The following is a 21379-nucleotide window of genomic DNA, read 5'->3' on the forward strand; positions in this document are numbered from 1 at the left end:
GTGAAGTCGGTTGAGAGGGTCAGACGCTCAGCAGCAGGAACTCGCGCTCCCAGGAACTGATCACCCGCTTGAAGTTCTCGTGCTCGGTGCGCTTCACCGCCACGTAGCCCTGCACGAATTTCTCGCCGAGGAATTCCTTGAGCACGGCGCAGTCTTCCATCTGCTGCAGCGCGTCCTCGATGGTGATCGGCAGGCGCAGGTTGCGGCGCTCGTAGGCGCGGCCCTGGACGGCGGCGCTGGGATTGATCTGCTCGATCATGCCCAGGTAGCCGCAGAGCAGGCTGGCAGCGAGTGCCAGGTAGGGGTTGGCGTCGGCGCCCGGCAGGCGGTTTTCCACGCGCATGGCGATCGGCGGAGCGGCGGGGACGCGCAGGCCCACGGTGCGGTTTTCTTCGCCCCATTCGACGTTCACCGGCGCGGAGGTGTCCGGCAGGAAGCGGCGGAAGGAGTTCACGTTCGGCGCGAACATCGGCAGCACTTTCGGGATGTACTTCTGCAGGCCGCCAATGTAGTGCAGGAACAGCTGGCTCATGGAGCCGTCTTCGGCGGCGAAGATGTTCTTGCCGGTGGCGATGTCCAGCACGCTCTGGTGAATGTGCATGGCGCTGCCGGGCTCGTCGGTGATCGGCTTGGCCATGAAGGTGGCGCTGACGTCATGCTTGAGCGCGGCTTCGCGCATGGTGCGCTTGAACACGATGATCTGGTCGGCCAGGCTCAGCGCGTCGCCATGACGGAAGTTGATTTCCATCTGCGCCGGGCCGTCCTCGTGGATCAGCGTGTCCAGGTCCAGGCCCTGCAGTTCGCACCAGTCGTAGACGTCCTCGAACAGCGGGTCGAATTCGTTGGCGGCGTCGATGGAGAAGCTCTGGCGGCCGCTTTCCGGGCGGCCCGAGCGGCCCACGGGGGCTTCCAGCGGGAAGTCCGGGTCGCTGCTGCGCTTGGTCAGGTAAAACTCCATCTCCGGCGCCACCACCGGGCTCCAGCCCTTGTCGGCGTAGAGCTTGAGTACGCGCTTGAGGACGTTGCGCGGCGACAGTTCGATGGGATTGCCAACCTTGTCGAAGGTGTCGTGGATGACCATCGCGGTCGGCTCCAGCGCCCAGGGCACCAGGAAGATGGCGTCCGGGTCGGGGCGGCAGACCATGTCGATGTCTGCTTCGTCCAGCAGGTCGTAATAGACGTCGTCATCGACGAAATCGCCGGTGACCGTCTGCAGCAGAACACTTTCGGGGAGACGCATGCCCCCCTCGCCGAGGAACTTGTTGGTGGGGGAAATCTTGCCGCGGGCGATGCCGGTGAGATCGCTCACCACGCATTCGACTTCGGTGATTTTCTGTTGCTTCAGCCGTTGCTCCAGTTGCTCGGCGGGGGTGGTCATACAAGCCTCGGTTTTTGATTTTGTAATGGATGCGCACGCAGCGTCTTGCTGCCAGGCGGGGCTAGTGTCGGCTGGAGGCGCGGGGTCGTTCTATCCACTTTCCGCAAGGCTTGGGGATCGCCGTAAAAAAGGTATACCCGGAAACGCAAACAGCCCCGGACGCCATCGGCGGCCGGGGCTGTTGATGTAAAGGGAAGGACTCGGGAATCAGACCCCGGACTTGATCCGGCTCCAGTCCCGGGTGATCAGGCGCAGGATCGACGGGCTCGGCGGCAGGCTGACGTACATGCCCTTGACCAGTTCGGCGTTCGGGTAGACCGCCGGGTTTTCGCGGACCTTCTGCTCCATCAGCGCCTTGGCCGGCACGTTGGCGTTGGCGTAGTGCAGGTAGTCGCTGGTCCTGGCGATCACGTCCGGGCGCATCAGGTAGTTGATGAACGCGTGGGCGCCCTCGGGGTTGCGAGCGTCCTTGGGGATGGCCAGGTTGTCGAACCAGATGTTGGTGCCTTCCTTCGGCACGCTGTACTCCACCTGCACCGAACCACCGGCTTCCTGCGCGCTCTTCTGCGCCTGCAGCACGTCACCGGAGAAGCCGATGGCCACGCAGACGTTGCCGTTCGCGAGGTCGGCGATGTACTTGGTCGAGCTGAAGTAGGTCACCGAGGGCTTGAGGCTTTCGAGCAGCCTGGCGCCCGCCTCGTAGTCCGCCGGGTTGTTGCTGTTCGGGTCCTTGCCCAGGTAGTGCAGGGCCAGCGGCAGGATCTTCGCCGGCGAGTCGAGGAAGGCCACGCCGCAGCCCTTGAGCTTGGCGAGGTTCTCCGGCTTGAACACCAGGTCCCAGGAGTCCAGCGGCGCGTCGGCACCCAGCGCGGCCTTGACCTTGGCCGGGTTGTAGCCCACGCCGACGGTGCCCCAGAGGTAGGGCACGGCGAAGCGGTTGCCGGGGTCGGACAGCGCGACTCGGGCCAGCAGGTCGGGGTCGAGGTTCTTGCGGTTGGGCAGCAGCGCGTCGTCCAGCGGGCGGTAGACGCCGGCCTTGAGCTGGCGGGCGAGGAAGTCCGCCGAGGGCACTACCACGTCGAAGCCCGAATGCCCGGTGAGCAGCTTGGCTTCCAGCACTTCGTCAGATTCGAAGGCGTCGAGCACCACCCTGATCCCGGTTTCCTTCTGGAAGTCCTGCAGCACGGTCGGCCCGATGTAGTCGGCCCAGTTGGCGAAATGCACCTCTTGCGGCGCTGCCATCACCGGCAACGCGGCACCGGCCAGCAGGCCGGCCAGACAACCCAAAGCACGCTTGTTCATCTTCACTCCTGAGGGCGCCGGCTTGCGCAGCGCCAATGCAATCGGCAGGTGGGAATCGGGCCTTGTTCTGTTGTTTTCGGCCCTGGCCGAAAACTAGGCGTGGCGTGGTTTTGCGTCGTTCTTCCGTGCACGGGCGGAATCGGCGATGCTGCTGCGGACCCGCGGCACTGTGCAGCGCGATACTCGCGCCCTACGCTGCGGGCCTGGGCGGAGGGAAAACAATGAATGAAGAAACCGAGCGCACCCGCGAGGTGGTCACGCGCTACCACCAGTGCTGGATGAACCGCGACGTCGAAGGCGTGCTGGCGATGTTCCATCCGCAGGTGCAGTACTGCGACTTCTACAACGACCTGGAAATCCCCGCCAGCGAACTGCCCGGATACATCCGCACGGCCATGCCGCGCAGCCCGCAGCATCACATCGAGCATATCGACCAGATTCGTGCCGATGGCGACACCGCGTTCATCCAGTACCGCTCGCGCCTGACGCTGCGGCGCAGCAGCCGGCTGGCCTCGTTCCGCGCCAGCGAGGCGATCACCGTGCGTGACGGGCTGATCTGGCGTGTCCATGAGTATGCCACGCCCGTGCGCGAGCAGCGCGAGGAGGGCGTCAAGGACCAGCGCCGCCTGGGGCTTAACTCCGCGCAGGTGGGGAAGATGCTGCTGGATATCGAATCCTATTTCGGCAGCGCCCATCCCTATCTCGATCCAGAGATGGACCTGGAGCGCCTGGCACGGGCCACCGGCTACACGCGCAACCAGATTTCCTACCTGCTCAACCAGGTGCTCGGGCAGAGTTTCTACCGCTACCTGAACCAGGCGCGCATCGGCCACCTGCTGGAGCGCCTGCGCGAGGAGCCGGCGGCGCGCATCGACGAACTGGCGTTCGCGGTGGGCTTCAATTCGCTGTCGGTGTTCTATCGTTGCTTCCGCGAGCACACCGGGCAGCCGCCGCGTGCGTACCTGGCGGCCATGCAGGAGGGAGGCCCGGCCTGACGCAGGCGTCAGGCCGGGCTCGGTCAGAGGACCGCGTCGAGCAGCCGGTACCAGGCGATACCGACGCCGAGATAGAGGCGCTGCAGCCCGTGGAAGGGGATCGGCCGCACCGGCGTGACCGGGAAGGGGAAGTCCTTCTCGCGGTCGAGCAGGCGCTCGGCCAGGTGGCGACCCAGTGCGGAAGCCATGGCGATGCCGCGACCGTTGTAGCCCAGCAGGATGCTCAGGTTCGGCGCCGGTTCGTGCAGCCGCGGCATGAAGTCCGGCGTCAACGCCACGCGGCCACTCCATTGGTACTCGAACTCGACCTCGGCCAGCTGCGGGAACAGCCCCAGCAGCGAACGCTTCAGATGCAGCCAATCACCGGGCGAGCGCGGCTCGGCGAACGGGCCGCGGCCACCCAGCAACAGCCGGCCGCGGGCGTCCTGCTTGAAGTACAGCAGCAGGCGGCGCGCATCCGAGCAGACCTCGCCACCCGGCAGCACGCTGCGCCGCAGGTTCTCCGGCAGGGGTTTGGTGGCGACGATGAAGCTGTTGGCGGCGATCACCGTCTGCCGCAGCTTCGGCCAAAGGTCGTCGGTATAACCGTTGGTGGCGAGGACAACGCGCTCGGCAGTCACGCTGTGCCCAGTGGACGTGCTGAGCTGCCAGCCGCTGCCGTGGCGGCGCAGCCCGGTCACGCGGTTGTGGCCGTGGATCGTGGCACCTTCGGCCAGCGCGGCGCGGGCCAGGCCACGCACGTAGCTCAGCGGCTGCACGCTGCCGGCGCGCGGGTCGACCCAGGCGCCGAGGTAGTCGTTGCTGCCGATGCGCTGGGCGGCGCTGCTCTTGTCGAGCATCTCCACCGGCACGCCGCGCTGGCGCCACTGCTCGGCGCGTTTTTCGATGGCGCGCAGGGCGGCCGGGGAGGCGGCCGGTTGAATCCAGCCCTTGCGGGTGGCTTCGCAGTCGATGTCGTAGCGGCGGATCAGCTCGAAGACTTCATCGGCAGCGCCCCCGGCAACTTCGATCAGGCGCTCGGCCTGGTCGCCGCCGAACATCCGGCGGAGGTCGTCGGGATCATGCTTGAGGCCGGGAATCACCTGCCCGCCGTTGCGCCCGGAAGCGCCCCAGCCGGGCTCGCCGGCGTCCAGCACGCAGACGCGCACGCCATTGCGGGCCAGATGCAGCGCGGTGACCAGCCCGGTGTAGCCGGCGCCGACGATGGCGACGTCGACCTGCTTGTCTTCAGCCAGTGCCGGGTTTGCCGGGCCGGCGTTCGCGGTGGCCGCCCAGAGCGAGGGCGGCAGTGCCAGGGGCTGGGCGTTCATGCCTGGCCCCCGTCGGTGTTGAGCAGGCGGCGGAGGAATTCCTGGGTGCGCGGCTGGCTCGGCGCGCCGAGCACGTCCTTGGCAGCGCCTTCCTCGACGATGCGCCCGCCATAGAGGAAGCACACCTTGTCCGCCACTTCGCGGGCGAAGCCCATCTCGTGGGTGACCACGACCATGGTCATGCCTTCGTCGGCGAGCTTGCGCATCACCGCCAGCACTTCACCCACCAGCTCCGGGTCCAGCGCCGAGGTCGGCTCGTCGAAGAGGATTGCCTTGGGCCGCATGGCCAGGGCGCGGGCGATGGCGACGCGCTGCTGCTGGCCGCCGGAGAGTTCGTCCGGGTAGGCATCCATGCGATGGCTCAGGCCGACTTTTTCCAGCAGGGCGCGAGCGTGTTCGCGGGCTGCTTCCGGGCGCTCCTTCTTCACGTACACCGGGCCTTCCATCACGTTCTGCAGGGCAGTGCGGTGGGGGAACAGGTTGAAGCGCTGGAACACCATCGCCACCTGGGTGCGGATATCGTGGATGGAGTTGGCGTGGCGGTCGACACGCTCCTGGCCGACCAGGATGTCGCCACCCTCGTAGGTCTCCAGGCCGTTGATGCAGCGCAGCAGGGTGGACTTGCCCGAGCCGGACGGGCCGATCAGGCACACCACCTGGCCGCTCTCCACGGACAGGTCGATGCCTTCGAGGACGCGGGTGCTGCCGTAGCTTTTGTGCAGCGACTGGATGCGGATCATGCTTTCTTCCTCGTGGCGATGCGCGCTTCGAGGCGGCGCAGGGCGTACGACAGCGGCAGGCTCAGGGCCAGGTAGAGCAGGGCCACCAGGGTGTAGACGGTCATGTTCTCGAAGGTCGAAGAGGCGATCAGCTGGCCGGCGCGGGTCATCTCGGCCACGGTGATGGTGGAGACCAGCGAGGAGTCCTTGAGCATCATCACCAGGGTGTTGCCGTAGGGCGGCAGGGCGATGCGGAAGGCCTGCGGCAGCACGACCCGGCGCATGATCATCGGGCCGCGCATGCCGAGGGATTCGGCGGCTTCGATCTGCCCCTGCTGGATGGCCTGGATGCCGGCGCGGAAGTTCTCCGCCTGGTACGCCGAGTAGGCGATGCCCAGGCCGATGATGCCGGCCTGCATGGCGCTGAGCTGCACGCCGAAGTCCGGCAGCACGAAGTAGATGTAGAACAGCTGCACGATGATCGGCAGGCCGCGGATCACGTTGACCACGGAGATGCCGAACAGCGCCACGGCGCGAATCTTCGACACCATCATCAGGGCGAAGGCCAGGCCGATGAGCGAGCTGAGCAGGAACGACGCAATCGTGACCTGCACGGTGACCACCGCGCCACTCAGGAGAATGGGCAGGAAGTCCAGAGCATTCTGGAGAAACATGGGAAGTGTCCGTGAGCGGAAATCAGAGAGCGCCCGTGGCCGGGCGCAGGAGGCGCGCGAGAAGGGCGGACGTCAGTCCAGGTGCCACTTGTCGATGATGCCGGCGAGGGTGCCGTCGGCCTTGATGCTGGCGATGCCCTTGTTCACCTGGGCGAGCAGAGCCGGGTCGCCCTGGCGCAGGATCAGGCAGACCTCGCCCTTGATCTGCGGCTGGTAGCTGTCCACCAGGCGCACCTTCTTCAGGCTGCCCTTGGCCATCTGGTAGGCGAGGATCGGGTGGTCGCCGAAGCCGGCCTTGATGCGCCCCAGGGCCAGGTCGCGGGTGAGGTCGGCGAGGGAGTCGTAGCCGCGCACTTCCTTGAAGATGCCGCGCTGGTTGAGCTTGTCGATGAAGATGGTGCCGACCTGGGCGCCAACGATCTCGCCCTTGAAGTCATCCATGCTGGTGTAGGCCTTGTCGTCGTCGGCGCGTACCACCAGGCCTTCGCCGTACTCGAACACCGGGTCGGAGTACTGCACCACTTTCTCCCGCTCGGGAGTGCGCAGCATGGCGGCGGAGATCAGGTCGATCTTCTTCGCGGTAAGCGAGGGGATCAGTGCGGCGAAGGTGGTCTGGGCGATCTCCACTTCGAAGCCGCCGGCCTTGGCCACGGCCTGTGCGGAGTCGACCATCATGCCCTGGATGCTGTTGGTCTTGACGTCGAGGAAGGTGAAGGGAACGCCGGTGGCGGTGGCGCCGACTTTCAGAGGTTCGGCCTGGGCGGCCAGGGATGCGGCGCAGCTGGCGACGAGCGCGAGGGCGCAGGAAAACACGCGGAGGCGAGGATGCATGGATGAACTCCCATTTGACGCGGTTTGTTGTCTTTATGCGTTATGGATAGCCTCGAGTATCGGCAGGAGGCGTTGGCCGCAATATAAATGATTTACAAAAATCGTAAAGAGATTTATAAATATCGCATATCGATATTTACAGTCTAATAAGAACCTGATCCTTCGCAAGGACGAGACATGAGCGACAACGAAAACAGCCTGTTCAACCAGTCGCTGGAAAAGGGCCTGGCCGTGCTGCGTGCGTTCAACGCGCGCAACCGCACCATGAACCTGGCGGAAGTGGCGGAGGCCGCCGACATCACCAAGAGCTCCGCGCAGCGGATGATCCACACGCTCGAAGCGCTGGGGTATGTCAGCAAGCACCCGCAGACCAAGCGCTTCCAGCTGACCCCGCAGGTGATGGAGATCGGCTACAACTACCTCGCCGCCGACACCCTGGTGGACGTCGCCAACCCCTTCCTAGCGGAGCTGGCACAGACCACCGGCGAAACCACCAACCTCACCGAGCCGGTGCGCACCGACATGCTCTACGTGGCGCGCTTCGTGGGACCGAAATTCATCCCGATCCACCTGCCCATCGGCAGCCGCATCCCCATGTACTGCACCGCTTCGGGCCGCGCCTTTCTGAGTGCGCTGAGCGACGACGAGGTGCTGGAGCTGCTGCGGGACAGCGACCTGTCCAGCCACACCCAGTACACCCGCACTTCGCTGGAGGAAATCCTCGCCGAGATCGCCGAGATTCGCCGCAAGGGCTACGCGATCAACAGCGAGGAACTGTTCCTGGGAGACATGGCGGTGGCCGCGCCGGTGCGCAACAGCCAGGGGCGCCCGGTGGCGTCGGTGCACGTGGTGGCGCCTACCAGCCGCTGGACTCGCGAGGACGCCGAGCGCCGCTTGGCACCGGCGGCCATCGAGTGCGCGCGGGCGATCAGTACCTCGATCAGGACGCTTTGACGCGCCGCTCGGCCAGGGGCGGGACGGTCCGCCCTCAAGGGTGCACCTGAAGACTGGAGCGCTCGTCATCCAGCAGCCGCTGCAGATGCACCAGCGCCTGCTCGAAGTCGAAGCCTTCGATGGCCGCGGCCACCTCCTGCAGGTGAGCGGCCCTGGACCGATCCTGATAGAAGCCCTCCAGGCGGCCGACGAGGTCGCCGGCGCTGGTATCGCTGTGCAACAGCGCGTCCTGCAATCGGCGGAGCAGGGCGCTTGCCTCGGCATCCGCCATGCGAGGCTGGGCCGCGGGCGACTGTGGCGAGACCAGATGGCGTGCGAGACCGGCCAGCACCACCTCCAGCTCTGACCGCAAATCGAACAGCAGGCGCGAGATCGAGGCTTGTGGGGCTTGCGCCTGGCAGGCGTCCTCCAGTGCGGTGGCCGCCCTGGCCAGCGACTGGGCGCCAATGTTGGCGGCTGCGCCGCGCAGGGTATGCGCCGCCCTGCGTTGCGCCTGCGGATCGCTGCCCGGCTCCAGGGCGCGGAACTCGTCGACGAAGCCCTGATAACTGGTGTGGAAGCGGCGCAGCAGCCGTTCATAGAGCCCGGCCTTGCCGGCGCAGGTGGCAAGGCCTGCGCGGGTATCGATGCCGGGCAGGGCGAGCTGGCCGTCTCCCTGCTCGACGGCGACGGGGGCGCCGGCAACGGCCTCCGGCTGCCGCGGTTTTATCCAGCGCGACAGGGTGAGGAACATCGCAGGCGGGTCGATGGGTTTGGCGATGTGGTCGTTCATGCCCGCGGCCAATGCCAGCTCGCGGTCACCGGCCATGTTGTTGGCGGTCATGGCGATGATCGGCAGCTGTTCCAGCTCCGGACGCAGGCGTAAAGCACGGGTGGCCGCGTAGCCATCGAGCACCGGCATCTGGCAGTCCATCAGCACGCAGTCGAAACGCTGGTCGACGGCCAGCCTGTCCAGTGCTTCCTGGCCGTTGCAGGCGAGCACGATCTCGATGCCGGCGTCGCCCAGCAATTCCATCGCCAGCTCCTGGTTCAGCTCGTTGTCCTCCACCAGCAACATCCGGCTGCCGGCCACGCTGGCCAGGGCATCGTCGGTGGCGCTCTGCCGTTCCCGGCTGCGCGGTTCGACGAAGCTCTGCCTGCCCAGGGCGATGTTGATCGACTCCAGCAGGGTGGAGGGCGTCACCGGCTTGGTCAGCACGGTGCCCAGTTCGACACCGCGCTCCGCTGCGGCGTCCAGTGCTTCTTCGCGGCCGAAGGCGGTGACCATGATCACTGCCGGGACATTGTCGCAGTGGCCATCGTGCAGGCGCCCGACTACCTCGATACCGTCCATGCCCGGCATCTGCCAGTCCACCAGCACCAGCTGGTACGGCAAGTGCCGCTGTTCGGCCTCGCTGATCCACTCCAGTGCTTCACTGCCGTTGCGCGCGACGTCGACTTCCAGCCCGTAGCTCAGCGCCATCCCCGAAAGAATCTCGCGGGCCGAGGCGTTGTCGTCGACCACCAGCGCCCGCACGCCCAGCAGCTCGTCCGCCCGCAGCATGCGCCGGGGCGCAGCGGTCGAGGGGATGCCGAAGTGCGCATGGAAGTGGAAGACGGAGCCCTTGCCCGGTTCGCTGTCCACCCAGATGCTTCCGCCCATGAGTTCCACCAGGCTCCGGGAGATCGACAGCCCCAATCCCGTTCCGCCATAGCGGCGCGAGGTGGAGGAGTCGGCCTGGATGAAGGACTGGAACATGCGTCCGCTCTGCTCGGCGGTCATACCGATGCCGGTATCGCGCAGCCAGAAGTGCAGCTCCGCCTCCTGAGCGCCGAGCGCAACCGGCTCGATGCCGAGGACGATTTCCCCGCATTCGGTGAACTTCACCGCGTTGTTGCCCAGGTTCAGCAGGATCTGCCCCAGCCGCAGCGGATCGCCGATCAGCGAGGTCGGCAGTTCCTGGCTCAGCTGGAAGAGCAGCTCCAGGGACTTTTCCTCGGCCTTGAAGCCGACCAGGCCGGAGAACTGTTCGAGCACGTCTTCCAGGCGGAATTCGACGTGCTCCACGTTCATCATCCCGGCCTCGATCTTCGAGAAATCGAGGATATCGTTGATGATGCCGAGCAGCCCTTCGGCGGAACGGTTCACCTTCTGCACGTAGTTGTGCTGCCGGGCGTTCAGCCCACTCTTGAGTGCGAGGCTGCTCATGCCGATGATCACGTTCATCGGCGTGCGGATCTCATGGCTCATGTTGGCCAGGAACTCGCTCTTGGCCCGTGTCGCTTCCTCGGCCAGCTCCCTGGCGCGGTGGGTCTGCTGCTCGGCCTGCTTGCGCTGGGTGATGTCGTACAACCAGCCCAGCACGGCGAACTCGTCCAGGTGATGAATGGGCAGGAAGGTCGCGAGGATGTCCCGCTCGCTACCGTGGCGGTCGCGCAGTCGCATCTCGCGCTCAACCATTCGCTCTCCGGCCTGCATCGCGCTCCAGACCGCCTCGCGGTCCGCCTGCTCGACGTACAGCCCGGAGGTGGCGTCGCCGACCTTGAGTCCGAAGGTCTCGATGAAGGCGGGGTTGGCCAGGTGCAGATGGTCCCGGGTCGAGATGGCGACGCTGACCGGGCTGCAATCGAGGATGTACTGCAGGCGCTTTTCGCTTTCCTGCAGCGCGAGGGACTGCTGCTCCATCAAGTCGGCCTGGGTCAGGGTTTCCGCCAGCAGTTGCTCGGTGCGTAACGTGCGTTCGAGGATTTCCAGGTTCATCGCGAGCAGTGGGACGACTTCCTCGAGGAGGCTTTTGCGGCTGTGCTCGATGACCTCCAGGCTTTCCAGCGTCAGCACGCCGACCAGCCGTTCACCGTGGATCAGCGGCAGCACGTCGACGAACAGCGGCGGTGCGAAATCAGCTTCCTGGGTGGCCGCATCCCGGCGCAGATGGATCGCCTCGCGCCGCTTCGCGCACTGGCCGATCAGTTCCTGCCCCACGGCAACGCGCAGCGGCAGGTTCCCGTGCGCGGCGTAGCTGCCCAGCAGGACGAGTTCGGCGCTTTCCTCCTCGTGGACATGCACGCAGGCGCGCCGTAACGCCAGCAGGGGTGCCAGCGCCTCCAGGGTGCGGTCGCCCAGCTCGCGGGAGCCGGCGACGGACTGCATGGCGCTGCTGAGCGAGGCGACCTGGGTCTTTACCCAGCGCTGGTCGGCCATTTGTCTGGCTTCGGACTGCAGGGCGGTGATCGCCCTGGCCATTTCACCGATTTCGTTGGGGTAGTCCTGGAAGGGCACTTCCGTGTCCAGTTCGCCCTTGCTCAGCGCGTCGACCGAGAGCCGGAGCCGATCGGCCGGACGGCGAATGGAAAGGCTGATGAGGATGCCGAACAGGAAGCCGCCGCCCACGCACAGGGCGAGGAGCCAGAAGGTCAGTTCGACGCTGCGGCGAAAGTGCTCGGAGGCGCGATTGACCTCCAGGTCCGCCCCGGCGCGCTTGATCTGCGCCACTCCGGCCAGGGCCTGGTTGGCCACCTCGCCCGGCCGTTGCAACTGGGTGGAGGACAGCAGGGCGATGGCTGCCAGATCGGTCGAACGGCCCGCGCTGGCGGGCTGGTCATTGAGTTGCAGTACCCGTTCGACCTGGCCCTGATACTCCTCGTAGGCGACTTCGAAGCGAGTCAGGTCTTCCTGGGCCAGGGAGCGATAGATCAGCGGGCGTGCCTGTTCGATTTCCTCGCGCAGGGTTGCCTTGGCTTCCTTGAGTTGCTCCAGGGCCTGCTCCCGCGCGCCCGCGTCCGCGGCCAGCACTGCCTGGCGTACGTTCCTGCCGATGCTTGCCAGCGCAACACGGGCAGCATCGATATGCGAGAGGCCGAGCATCTCCTTCTCGTAGATCTGGGTGATCCGCTGGTTCTGCTCGCGCTGGACGTAGAGGCTGTACAAGCCGATGAACAGGGCGAACAGCAGGATGCCGCCAAACCCGATCACCAGCCGGGTCCTCAGCTTCAGCCGCTGTAGAAAACCGAGTGGGGTCACCATCGGGCCGCCTCCTGGCGGGTCTGCCCTGGATCGATGAGGAAGGAAATCAGCCGACCGCGCGTGGGGGAGTTTCGGTGTCTGCGAAGCGTCCGGCGATGCTGCGGAACTCGTCCTGCAGGGCGAGGAAGGCATCGACCACGTCGGGATCGAAATGCTGGCCGCGCTGGCCGTGGATGTACTCCACGGCTGCCTCGTGGGGCATGGCGTTCTTGTAGATACGGCGACTGATCAGCGCATCGTAGACATCGGCCACCGCCATCAGCCTTGCCGACAAGGGAATCGCGTCGCCGACCAGGCCCAGCGGATAGCCCGAGCCATCCCACTTCTCGTGGTGGCCGTAGGCGATCTGCTTGGCCAGGCGCAGGAAGGGCACGTCCATGCCCAGGCGCTCCTCGGCCTTCTCCAGGGCATCGAGCCCCAGCGTGGTGTGCGTCTTCATGACGTCGAACTCTTCGCTGGTGAGCCGGCCCGGCTTGAGCAGGATATGGTCCGGGATGCCGACCTTGCCGATGTCGTGCAGCGGCGCCGACTTGAACAGCAGCTGGCGGGTCGCCTCATCCAGCTCGGCGGCAAAGCGTGGGTGCTGCTGCAGGTGCTCGGCCAGCGCGCTGATGTAATGCTGGGTGCGGCGAATGTGGTTGCCGGTCTCGTTGTCGCGGGTTTCCGCCAGGGAGGCCATGGCGAGGATGGTCACATCCTGGATGGCAGCCAGCTCGCGGGTGCGACGCTGGACTTCCTGTTCGAGGAACTCGTTCTGGTCACGCAGGAAGTCGCCGGCGGCCTTGATGCGCAACTGGTTGTCCACGCGCATCAGCACGGTCGGTGGGTTGATCGGCTTGGTCAGGTAGTCCACCGCGCCAAGTTCCAGACCGCGAATTTCGTTGTCGGCGGTGCCCTGGGCGGTGATGAAGATCACCGGGATATGGCACGTCCGTGGGTCTTCGCGCAGGCGCCGGCAGACTTCGAAACCGTTCATGCCGGGCATCATCACGTCCAGCAGGATAATGTCCGGCGGTTCCTCGGAACGGGCGATCTGCAGCGCCTTCTCGCCCGTGCGGGCGGCCTTGACGCGGTACAGCAACTTGAGCAGCTCGGAGAGGAGCGTCAGGTTTTCGGGGGCATCGTCGACGATCAGGACTGTCGGACGAACAACGGGAGCAGGCGCATTCATTGACCATCCTCCGCTGAAAGGGGCGCGCCAGAGCAATTCCTTCTGCGCGTCGATTGAGTATAGACCGCGCCGTGCGGGCCTCTCGGCCAATCGGCGATCGATCCGGCAGTCCGCTCAGCCGTTGTGCTCGACCTCGACGAAGTGCCGTGTGCCGGCCTCGACATCGTAGATGTGGTAGTTGTTCATCATCCGTCCGTACAGGTGCAGGCTGACTGCCCGCGGGCGGTCGGCCGGGACTCCGGTGACGTGGATGTGGTCGGGGTTGGGCACGAAGCTGGTCACCGCACCCGGTGGCAGCAGGATCATGCCGCCCTTGACCAGTTCGATGCCGTCGTCGCGCGAGCGGTCGGCCGAGAGGCAGACGTAGCTGCGCTCCTCCAGTACACCCTCGACAATGCCGACTACTCCCCAGCTGCCGTGGTCGTGAACCGGCGTCCACTGGCCCGGAGACCAGACCAGGGCGTAGAGCGACAGGTTATCGTCCGGCGACTGGTAGATCAGGTTGCGCGCATAGTGGGCCGGGTCGCTCTGGAAGTGGTGCGCTTCGAGGAAGTCGCCGGCATTGGCGAGCAGTTCCATCATGAAGGGCGCCAGCGAGGCCACGCACTGGCAGGGCTCGGATTCCTCGCGGTTCAGGCGGGTGGCGTGGTCGATGAAGCGGGAGAGGGTGGCATGGGGCATGAGCGGTGCGCTCCGGCGGGTGTTGGCGACACAACGGAAATCACTCTAGCCGCTTTTGCCGAGCCTGCTCGGAACCGTCGGGCGCAAAACCCGGCACGGGTTGTCCGCCCAGCGTGGGGGCTCAGTCGCCCTTCGGCGCGCGCCGCAGCAGGTAGGTGTCCATGATCCAGCCGTTGGCCTCGCGGGCGTCGCAGCGGGTGCGCTGGATGTCTTCGCCAACCTCGACGAGCCGGCCGCTGCGGAGGATTTCATCGGGCGTGCCGACGTAGGCGCCCCAGTAGATTTCCAGCTGCGGGTCCGCCAGCTGGCGGTAGGTGTCCTCGGCGTCGAGCATCACCACGACACTCTCTGCGTTGTCCGGGAAACCTTCGGCCAGGCGCCGACCGGTGGTGATCTGCACCGACTGGCCGATGGCATTGAGCGGTACCCGGTGGCGCGCGGCTAGGGCCTGCACGCTGGTGATGCCGGGGATGACCTCGTAGTCGAACTGCACGCGCCCCTGGCGCAGGATCGCGTCGAGGATGCGCAGGGTGCTGTCGTACAGCGACGGGTCGCCCCAGACGAGGAAGGCGCCACACTGGCCGTCCGGCAGTTCATCGTTGATCAGCCGCTCGAAAACCTGCTGCTTGGCGTGGTTGAGGTCGCGCACCTGCCCGGTGTAGTCGCCTTCGCGCACGCGCTCGGGGCTGTCGGCCTCGACGATGCGGTAGTCGGAGTGGTTGACGTAGCGCTGCAGGATGTCCCGGCGCAGCCGGTTCAGCTTGTCCTTGCTCGCGCCCTTGTCCATGAGGAAGAACACGTCCGCGCGGTTCATCGCGTTGATGGCCTGGACGGTGAGGTACTCGGGGTCGCCTGCGCCGATGCCGATGATGAGCAGCTGCTTCATGTCTGGTCCTGCGTGCCGTGGATCGAAGGGCTTCAAGACTACGCCTGTCCGGCGACGTGCTCATCTGTCGGATCGACGCAGTAGCCGCAACGTAGGGCGCATAACCCGGCACGGGTTATCCGCCGTGGCGGATAACGCCTGGAGCGTTATGCGCCCTACGGGGCGTCATCGACCCGCGTTCAGCCCAGCAACGCCACGTCCCTGCGCAGCTCGCGGGCCGCGGCGACCATGTTCACCAGGGCCGCTTCCGTCTCCGGCCAGGCGCGGGTCTTCAGGCCGCAGTCCGGGTTGACCCACAGGCGTTCTGCAGGGATGCGCTGCGCCGCCTTGCGCAGCAGCTTGACCATCTCGTCCTTGCCCGGTACGAGCGGCGAGTGGATGTCATAGACGCCCGGGCCGATCTCGTTGGGGTATTCGAACTTCTCGAAGGCGTCCAGCAGCTCCATGTCCGAGCGCGAGGTCTCGATGGTGATCACATCTGCGTCCATGGCGGCGATGGACTCGATCACGTCGTTGAACTCGCTGTAGCACATGTGGGTGTGTATCTGCGTTTCATCGCGCACGCCCGAGGCGCACAGGCGGAAGGCTTCGGTGGCCCAGGCCAGGTAGCCGCCCCAGTCATTGCGGCGCAGTGGCAGGCCTTCGCGGAACGCGGCTTCGTCGATCTGCACGATGCGGATGCCGGCGGCCTCCAGGTCGACCACTTCGTCACGGATCGCCAGGGCCAACTGGCGTGCCTGCTCCTCGCGAGCGATATCCTCGCGCGGGAAGGACCACATCAGCATGGTCACCGGGCCGGTCAGCATGCCTTTCATGACCTTCGCGGTGAGGCTCTGGGCGTACCGGATCCACTCCACGGTCATCGGTTGCGGGCGGCTGAGGTCGCCGAAGATCACGGCCGGCTTCACGCAGCGCGAGCCGTAGCTCTGTACCCAGCCGAAGCGGGTGAAGAGGTAGCCGTCGAGTTGCTCGGCAAAGTACTCGACCATGTCGTTGCGCTCGGCCTCGCCGTGTACCAGCACGTCCAGGCCCAGATTTTCCTGGATCTCCACGGCATGGCGGATTTCGCTGTGCATCGCCTCGGTGTAGTCGGCGCTGCTCAGTTTGCCCTGCCTGAACGCCTGCCGCGCGAGGCGAATGGAGGCGGTCTGCGGGAACGAGCCGATGGTGGTGGTGGGGAAGTCCGGCAGGTCCAGGCCGGCGCGCTGCTTGACGATGCGCTGGGCAAAGGGCGACTGGCGCTGGCTGTCGGCGGCTTTCACAGCGGCCAGGCGGGCCTTCACCTGCGGCTTGTGGATGCGCGGCGAGGCGGCCCGGCTGGCTTGCACGGCGCGGCTCTGCTCCAGGGCGGCAAGGATATCCGGCGCCTGAGGTTCATTGACGGCGCGGGCGAGCAGGGCAACTTCGGCGCACTTCTGCACGGCAAAGGCCAGCCAGCTCTTCAGCTCGGTATCCAGCTTGTCCTCGCGCTCCAGGTCCACCGGGCTGTGCAGCAGCGAGCAGGACGGCGCGACCCACAGGCGTTCGCCGACACGCTCATGGGCGTAGCGCAGTACCTCCAGGCTTTTCTCCAGGTCGCAGCGCCAGACATTGCGGCCGTTGACCACGCCGAGGGAGAGAATCTTGTAGGCCGGCAGGCGGTCGAGGATGGTCGGGAACTGCTCGGGAGCGCGCACCAGATCGAGGTGCAGGCCATCCACCGGCAGGCCGGCGGCCAGCCCCAGGTTGTCGTCCAGGCCGCCGAAGTAGGTGGCCACCAGCTTCTTCAGCGGCTCGCTCTGCAGCAGGTTGTAGGTGCGCTCGAAGGCGTTCTTCCAGGCTTGCGGCAGGTCGAGGGCGAGGATCGGCTCGTCGATCTGCACCCACTCCACGCCTTGCGCGGCAAGGCGGCGGAAGATCTGGCCGTAGAGCGGCAGCAGGCGCTCGACGAGGTCGAGCTTGTCGAAGTCGCTGCCCTTGGTCTTGCTCAGCCAGAGATAGGTCAGCGGGCCGATTACCACGGGCTTTACGGCGTGACCGAGGGCATGGGCCTCTTCCACTTCCTCGAACAGTTGCTCCCAGCTCAGCTCGAAATGCTGGTCAGCGGTGAGCTCGGGGACGAGGTAGTGATAGTTGGTGTCGAACCACTTGGTGAGCTCCTGCGCAAGAAGGGGTTGCGCATGGGCGCCACAGCACCCCGTGCTGGCGCCCCGCGCCATGGCGAACAGGGTCTGCAGGGACGGCTTGGCGTCGCCATGGTCGCGGAAGCGCTCGGGAATCACGCCGAAGGTCAGCGAGTGGGTCAGGACCTGGTCGTACCAGGCGAAGTCGCCCACCGGCAGCAACTCGATCCCGGCGTTCTTCTGCACCTGCCAGTGGGCGGCGCGCAGTTCGCGGCCGACGGCGCGCAGGCCGGCTTCGTCCAGCTCGCCTTTCCAGAAGGCTTCCTGCGCCTTCTTCAGCTCGCGGTCGCGGCCGATGCGGGGGAAGCCGAGGTTGTGTGCCAACGCCATGTGAATCTCTCCAGTGAATCAACGATGGGGAAATTCTCCGTGGCGCGCCTTCATGAGACAAACTCAATGTTCTCGTGATGAACACAAGAAATATTCATGTTTGCTCGTATCAGCTTCCCGCACGCATCTGCCGCGCCAGGGCACCGGGCGAGGTCCTCAGTTGGCGCTGAAACAGTTCGATGAAGGCCGAGGTGGATTCATAGCCCAGCTCGCCTGCGATCAGCGTGACCGACTCGCCGCGCTCCAGGCGAGGTAGCGCCGCGAGCAGCCGTACCCGCTCGCGCCACTCGCGGAACGACAGCCCGGTCTCGTCGCGGAACAGCCGCGCCAGGGTGCGCCGCGAGGCGCCGACGCGCTGTGCCCAGTCTTCTATTCCCAGCCGCTCGCCGGGGTGTTCCTGCAGGTGATCGGTGACCCGCCGCAGGCGGGCATCGCGCGGCAACGGCAGGTCCAGGCCGGAGTCCGGCGCATTGTGCAGCTCATCCACCAGCACCTGCATCAGCCGGGCTTCCGGCCCATCGTCGGGGTAGTCACTGGCGAATTCGCTGGCGCGCTGGATGAGGTTGTCCAGCAGTGGCGAAATCTCCACGACGCGGCACGGTCCCAGCCCGGCGGCGATCTCCGGGGCCAGGTAGAAACTGCGGAACACCACGGCGGTGCGTGCTCGTACACTGTGCGTCACCCCCGCTGGCAGCCACATGGCGCGCCGGGGCGGGATGAGGCAGGCGTGCTGCTCGGTGCTGGCCTCCAGCACTCCGCTGGCGGCATACATCAACTGGCCCCAGGGATGGGTATGCGGCTCCACGCTGTGGCCAGCCGGCATGTCGAAGGCGCGCAGCCAGACAGGCCGGGGCAGGGCGGCGAAGCCGGGAAGCGCCAGAGGATCCTGTCCCGTTGACGGCATAGCTTGTCTCTCTCACGGAAGTGGGCCACTTGACGCCGATGGTAGCGTCTTCCCCGATCAATATCAGCCCGTGAAGAGGAAACCGCATGAGCAGCCATCGCCCGCAACAACGCCTGTCCACCCAGGAGGTTCGTCAACGCCGCGAGCCCGGCAGCCTCGTCGTGCTGACGGCCTACTCGGCCCCCATGGCGCGTTTGCTCGACCCGCACGTTGACGTACTGCTGGTGGGTGATTCACTGGGCATGGTGCTCTACGGCCTGCCGGACACGCTGGCCGTCAGCCTGGACACCATGATTGCCCATGGCGCCGCGGTGGCCCGTGGCTCGCAACGCGCCTGCGTGGTGGTGGACCTGCCTTTCGCCAGTTACCAGGCCTCGCCGCAGCAGGCCTTCCTGGCCGCCGCGCGGGTGCTTGCGGAAGGCGGCGCGCAGGCCGTGAAGCTGGAGGGCGGCGCGGAAATGGCCGAGACCATCGCCTTCCTGGTTGAGCGTGGCATTCCGGTGATGGCGCATATCGGCCTGATGCCGCAGAAGGTCAATGCCCTGGGCGGCTTCAAGGTGCAGGGCAAGGAAGAAGCCGGTGCGGCTCGGGTGCTGCGCGATGCCGAAGCGGTGGCATCCGCCGGGGCGTTCAGCGTGGTGCTCGAAGGCGTGCTGGAACCGTTGGCGCGACAGGTCTGCGAGCGGCTGGAGATCCCGGTGATCGGTATCGGCGCGTCCCCTGCCTGCGCCGGGCAGGTGCTGGTGAGCGAGGACATGCTGGGGCTTTCCGGCGAGCAGATCCCACGCTTCGCGCAGCAGTATGTGCGGGTGGACGAGCTGATCTCGGCGGCGGCGCAACGCTTTGCCCGCGAGGTGCGCGAGCGGCAGTTCCCGCAGGCGCGGCATTGCTTCGGGATGGCGAAGGATTGATGCCTGGGAGCGGGTCTCGTCCCTGCGGTCGGATCACGGCGGTGACCCGTTCCCGCAGGGTGTGCTAGAACCCGCTTTCGCGCAGGGCGACCGCCAGCAGGCGGGTGAAACCTTCGCCCAGCCAGCTGCGCCTGGCGCCCTCGATCTGCAGGTGCCCGCGGGTCTCGTGCAGGCCCGGCGGCGCGCCGTCGAGCTTCACCAGTACATGGAACAGCGCCGGGTTGGGCACCAGGGTATCGCCCTGCGGGTTGACGTTCAGCGGGCCGCCGTAGCGCGAAGCGAGCATCGGTTGTTCCAGCTGGCTGATGCGCGTGGTGCCGATCAGCACCACCTGGCCTTCGATGGGGCTCGGCACGCCTTCGGGGTAGAAGCGCACGTGGCCGCCGTCGGTGAGGCGCTGCACTTCGTCCTGCTTGACGTAGGCATCCACCAGCCAATGCTGCGGGTCCACCAGTACGCCGATGGGCTCGCGGGTGTTGATCCACTGGCCGGGCTTCCAGTCCGGGTTGACGTCCCGCCACTGGCCGGCAAAGGGCGCCTGGAGGTTCAGGCGCGCCATTTCATTGCGGGCGGCCCGCGCCTGCTGGTACTCCACACCCAGGCGCTGGCGGGTGACGGCTTCCTCGGCGAGGCCGGACGGGTCGGCCAGCATGCCGGCCAGGCGACCCTGGTAGCCGCGGATGCCGGCTTCGCTGCCACGCACCTTGGCGGCGATGTCGGGCTCTTCCATCACAGCGAGCGTTTCCCCCTGGCCGACCGCGCCGCCTGGGCGCAGGTCGCGCAGCAGCGCCGGGAAGGGCGCATAGACGTGCAGTTGCTGCGCCGCGCGGGCCACGCCCATGGCGTGCACCTGGGTGCGCCATGGGATGGCGAGCAGGAGCAGCACGCCGCCGAGCACGGCCAGAAAGACCAGCTTGCGGCGCGGCTTCACTTCCGCGCGGCGCTGCCACCAGACCTTGAGTTCGCGCCACACGGGCTGAACGATGAACCAGCTGATTTCCACGGCGAACAGGAAGATCCCCAGCAGTTTGAAGAAGAAGTAATAGACCGCCACGGCGATGCCGAGGAACAGCAGCAGTCGGTAGACCCAGGTGCCAAAGGCGAAGGCCACCAGCGCCCGGCGCTTGCCGGTGGGGAAGTGCTCCGGCCAGGGCTCGTCCAGCCCCAGCAGGTTGCGCCGCAGCGTGGTGCGCGCAAGCGCGCCGGCGCGTTCATGCAGGTTGGGGAAGTCCAGCAGGTCGGAGAAGATGAAGTAGCCGTCGAAGCGCATGAAGGGGCTGGCGTTCAGGGCCAGGGACAGCGCCCAGCTGGTGGTCGCCAGGTACAGCAGCGCATTGCGCAACGGGCCCGGATCGGCCAGCGCCCAGCCCAGCGTGGAGAGCCCGGCCAGTCCCAGTTCGGTGATGATCCCGGCGCTGGCGATCGCCAGGCGCTGGCGGTTGCTGCGCAGCTTCCAGCTTTCGCCGGTGTCGGTATAGAGCATCGGCCACATCACCACGAAGGCGATGCCCATGTGCGCCACCTTCAGCCCCAGGCGCGTCGCCACCAGCGCGTGGCCCAGCTCGTGGAGCGTCTTGGCCACCACCAGGGCGGCGGCGAAGCTGAGCAGGCCCTCGAAGGAGAAGGACTCCACCACGTCATGGGTGAAGGTGTCCCACTGGTGTGTCACCAGCACGATGCCGGCGAGGCTCAGGAGCAGCACCAGGATCGCCACGTAGCGATTGAACAGCCAGTCGAGGCTGCCGGCGATGGCGCGCAGGAAGCGCTGCGGGCGAATCAGCGGGATGCGGAAGAACAGGTAGTGGTGCAGCCACCAGTTCCAGCTCATCCAGGAGCCGCCCTCGCTGCGCGCCTGGAGCCGCGCCAGGGCTTCGGCACCGGGGCGGAGCAACTGGTGCTGTTCGAGGAACTGGCGAAAGCCCAGCACTTGCTCGGCCTCGGGCTTGAGCGCGGTCTGCTCGGCGATCTGCTCGCTGATCTGCCGGGGCGTCTGCTCCCAGCGCAGCAGGCATTCGAACTCCAGCCAGCCGATGCGGTAGAAGCGGTTGAGCACGCTGTCGTGAATCACCCACACCGGCTCGCCGTCCGGGCCGGGTGCTGCTTCGTCGAGGCGCAGGTCGTCACGCAAGGGCGGAGTGGGCAGGTCTTCGGCGGCAATGTCCATCGGA

Annotated in this window: 16 protein-coding genes; 3 read left to right on the top strand and 13 right to left on the bottom strand. The window is 66.5% G+C overall.

Going from position 1 to position 21379, the window contains the following annotated elements:
* Window positions 1-19 precede the first annotated feature (19 nt).
* Together G4G71_RS13855 and G4G71_RS13860 are read right to left on the bottom strand one after the other, a co-directional pair.
* A complete protein-coding gene (locus G4G71_RS13855) occupies window positions 20-1378 on the bottom strand; it encodes a glutamine synthetase family protein (RefSeq protein ID WP_045214542.1) in 1359 nt (452 codons plus the stop codon).
* Between the two features lie 207 nt (window positions 1379-1585).
* Window positions 1586-2680: a polyamine ABC transporter substrate-binding protein gene (locus G4G71_RS13860; RefSeq protein ID WP_169938441.1), complete on the bottom strand. Its 1095-nt coding sequence runs from the start codon at window positions 2678-2680 to the stop codon at window positions 1586-1588.
* Window positions 2681-2901: 221 nt separating this feature from the next.
* On the opposite strand from G4G71_RS13860, the gene G4G71_RS13865 reads away from it, so the two are divergent.
* The gene (locus tag G4G71_RS13865) at window positions 2902-3675 is read left to right on the top strand and encodes an AraC family transcriptional regulator (RefSeq protein ID WP_038803620.1); all 774 of its coding nucleotides are present in this window, start codon (window positions 2902-2904) and stop codon (window positions 3673-3675) included.
* A gap of 23 nt (window positions 3676-3698) precedes the next feature.
* Here the strand turns inward: G4G71_RS13865 and G4G71_RS13870 are convergent, their stop codons facing one another.
* The 4 genes from G4G71_RS13870 to G4G71_RS13885 form a co-directional block, all read right to left on the bottom strand.
* Complete coding sequence (locus G4G71_RS13870) at window positions 3699-4985, bottom strand: NAD(P)/FAD-dependent oxidoreductase (RefSeq protein ID WP_169938443.1); 1287 nt, start codon at window positions 4983-4985, stop codon at window positions 3699-3701.
* Window positions 4982-5725 (bottom strand): amino acid ABC transporter ATP-binding protein, encoded by a 744-nt coding sequence (locus G4G71_RS13875; protein ID WP_169938445.1) that lies wholly within the window; start codon window positions 5723-5725, stop codon window positions 4982-4984. The genes G4G71_RS13870 and G4G71_RS13875 overlap by 4 nt, the downstream gene beginning before the upstream one ends.
* Window positions 5722-6378, bottom strand: coding sequence for an amino acid ABC transporter permease (locus G4G71_RS13880; protein ID WP_038803618.1), 657 nt, complete (start codon window positions 6376-6378; stop codon window positions 5722-5724). The genes G4G71_RS13875 and G4G71_RS13880 overlap by 4 nt, the downstream gene beginning before the upstream one ends.
* Before the next feature lie 72 nt (window positions 6379-6450).
* Window positions 6451-7209: an ABC transporter substrate-binding protein gene (locus G4G71_RS13885; RefSeq protein ID WP_054907100.1), complete on the bottom strand. Its 759-nt coding sequence runs from the start codon at window positions 7207-7209 to the stop codon at window positions 6451-6453.
* A gap of 177 nt (window positions 7210-7386) precedes the next feature.
* Here G4G71_RS13885 and G4G71_RS13890 point away from each other — a divergent pair, with 177 nt between their 5' ends.
* Window positions 7387-8163 (top strand): IclR family transcriptional regulator, encoded by a 777-nt coding sequence (locus G4G71_RS13890; protein ID WP_169938447.1) that lies wholly within the window; start codon window positions 7387-7389, stop codon window positions 8161-8163.
* A 34-nt stretch (window positions 8164-8197) separates the two neighbouring features.
* Here the strand turns inward: G4G71_RS13890 and G4G71_RS13895 are convergent, their stop codons facing one another.
* The 6 genes from G4G71_RS13895 to G4G71_RS13920 form a co-directional block, all read right to left on the bottom strand.
* On the bottom strand, window positions 8198-12166 hold the full coding sequence (locus G4G71_RS13895; protein ID WP_169938449.1) for a response regulator: 3969 nt from the start codon (window positions 12164-12166) through the stop codon (window positions 8198-8200).
* A gap of 46 nt (window positions 12167-12212) precedes the next feature.
* Window positions 12213-13337, bottom strand: a complete 1125-nt coding sequence (locus G4G71_RS13900; RefSeq protein ID WP_169938451.1) for a response regulator — start codon at window positions 13335-13337, stop codon at window positions 12213-12215.
* A gap of 114 nt (window positions 13338-13451) precedes the next feature.
* Window positions 13452-14018: a cysteine dioxygenase family protein gene (locus tag G4G71_RS13905; RefSeq protein WP_169938453.1), complete on the bottom strand. Its 567-nt coding sequence runs from the start codon at window positions 14016-14018 to the stop codon at window positions 13452-13454.
* Window positions 14019-14139: 121 nt separating this feature from the next.
* A complete protein-coding gene (cobF, locus tag G4G71_RS13910) occupies window positions 14140-14904 on the bottom strand; it encodes a precorrin-6A synthase (deacetylating) (RefSeq protein ID WP_169938455.1) in 765 nt (254 codons plus the stop codon).
* A gap of 179 nt (window positions 14905-15083) precedes the next feature.
* Window positions 15084-17396: a 5-methyltetrahydropteroyltriglutamate--homocysteine S-methyltransferase gene (gene metE / locus G4G71_RS13915; RefSeq protein WP_169938457.1), complete on the bottom strand. Its 2313-nt coding sequence runs from the start codon at window positions 17394-17396 to the stop codon at window positions 15084-15086.
* Between the two features lie 109 nt (window positions 17397-17505).
* The gene (locus tag G4G71_RS13920) at window positions 17506-18300 is read right to left on the bottom strand and encodes an AraC family transcriptional regulator (protein ID WP_169938459.1); all 795 of its coding nucleotides are present in this window, start codon (window positions 18298-18300) and stop codon (window positions 17506-17508) included.
* 86 nt (window positions 18301-18386) lie between these two features.
* On the opposite strand from G4G71_RS13920, the gene panB reads away from it, so the two are divergent.
* A complete protein-coding gene (gene panB, locus G4G71_RS13925; protein WP_169938461.1) occupies window positions 18387-19211 on the top strand; it encodes a 3-methyl-2-oxobutanoate hydroxymethyltransferase in 825 nt (274 codons plus the stop codon).
* A gap of 64 nt (window positions 19212-19275) precedes the next feature.
* Here panB and G4G71_RS13930 read toward each other — a convergent pair whose 3' ends face one another.
* Window positions 19276-21375: a site-2 protease family protein gene (locus G4G71_RS13930; protein WP_169938463.1), complete on the bottom strand. Its 2100-nt coding sequence runs from the start codon at window positions 21373-21375 to the stop codon at window positions 19276-19278.
* Window positions 21376-21379: the final 4 nt, after the last annotated feature.

The sequence above is a fragment of the Pseudomonas multiresinivorans genome, from assembly GCF_012971725.1.
In the GTDB taxonomy this organism is placed as follows: domain Bacteria; phylum Pseudomonadota; class Gammaproteobacteria; order Pseudomonadales; family Pseudomonadaceae; genus Pseudomonas; species Pseudomonas multiresinivorans.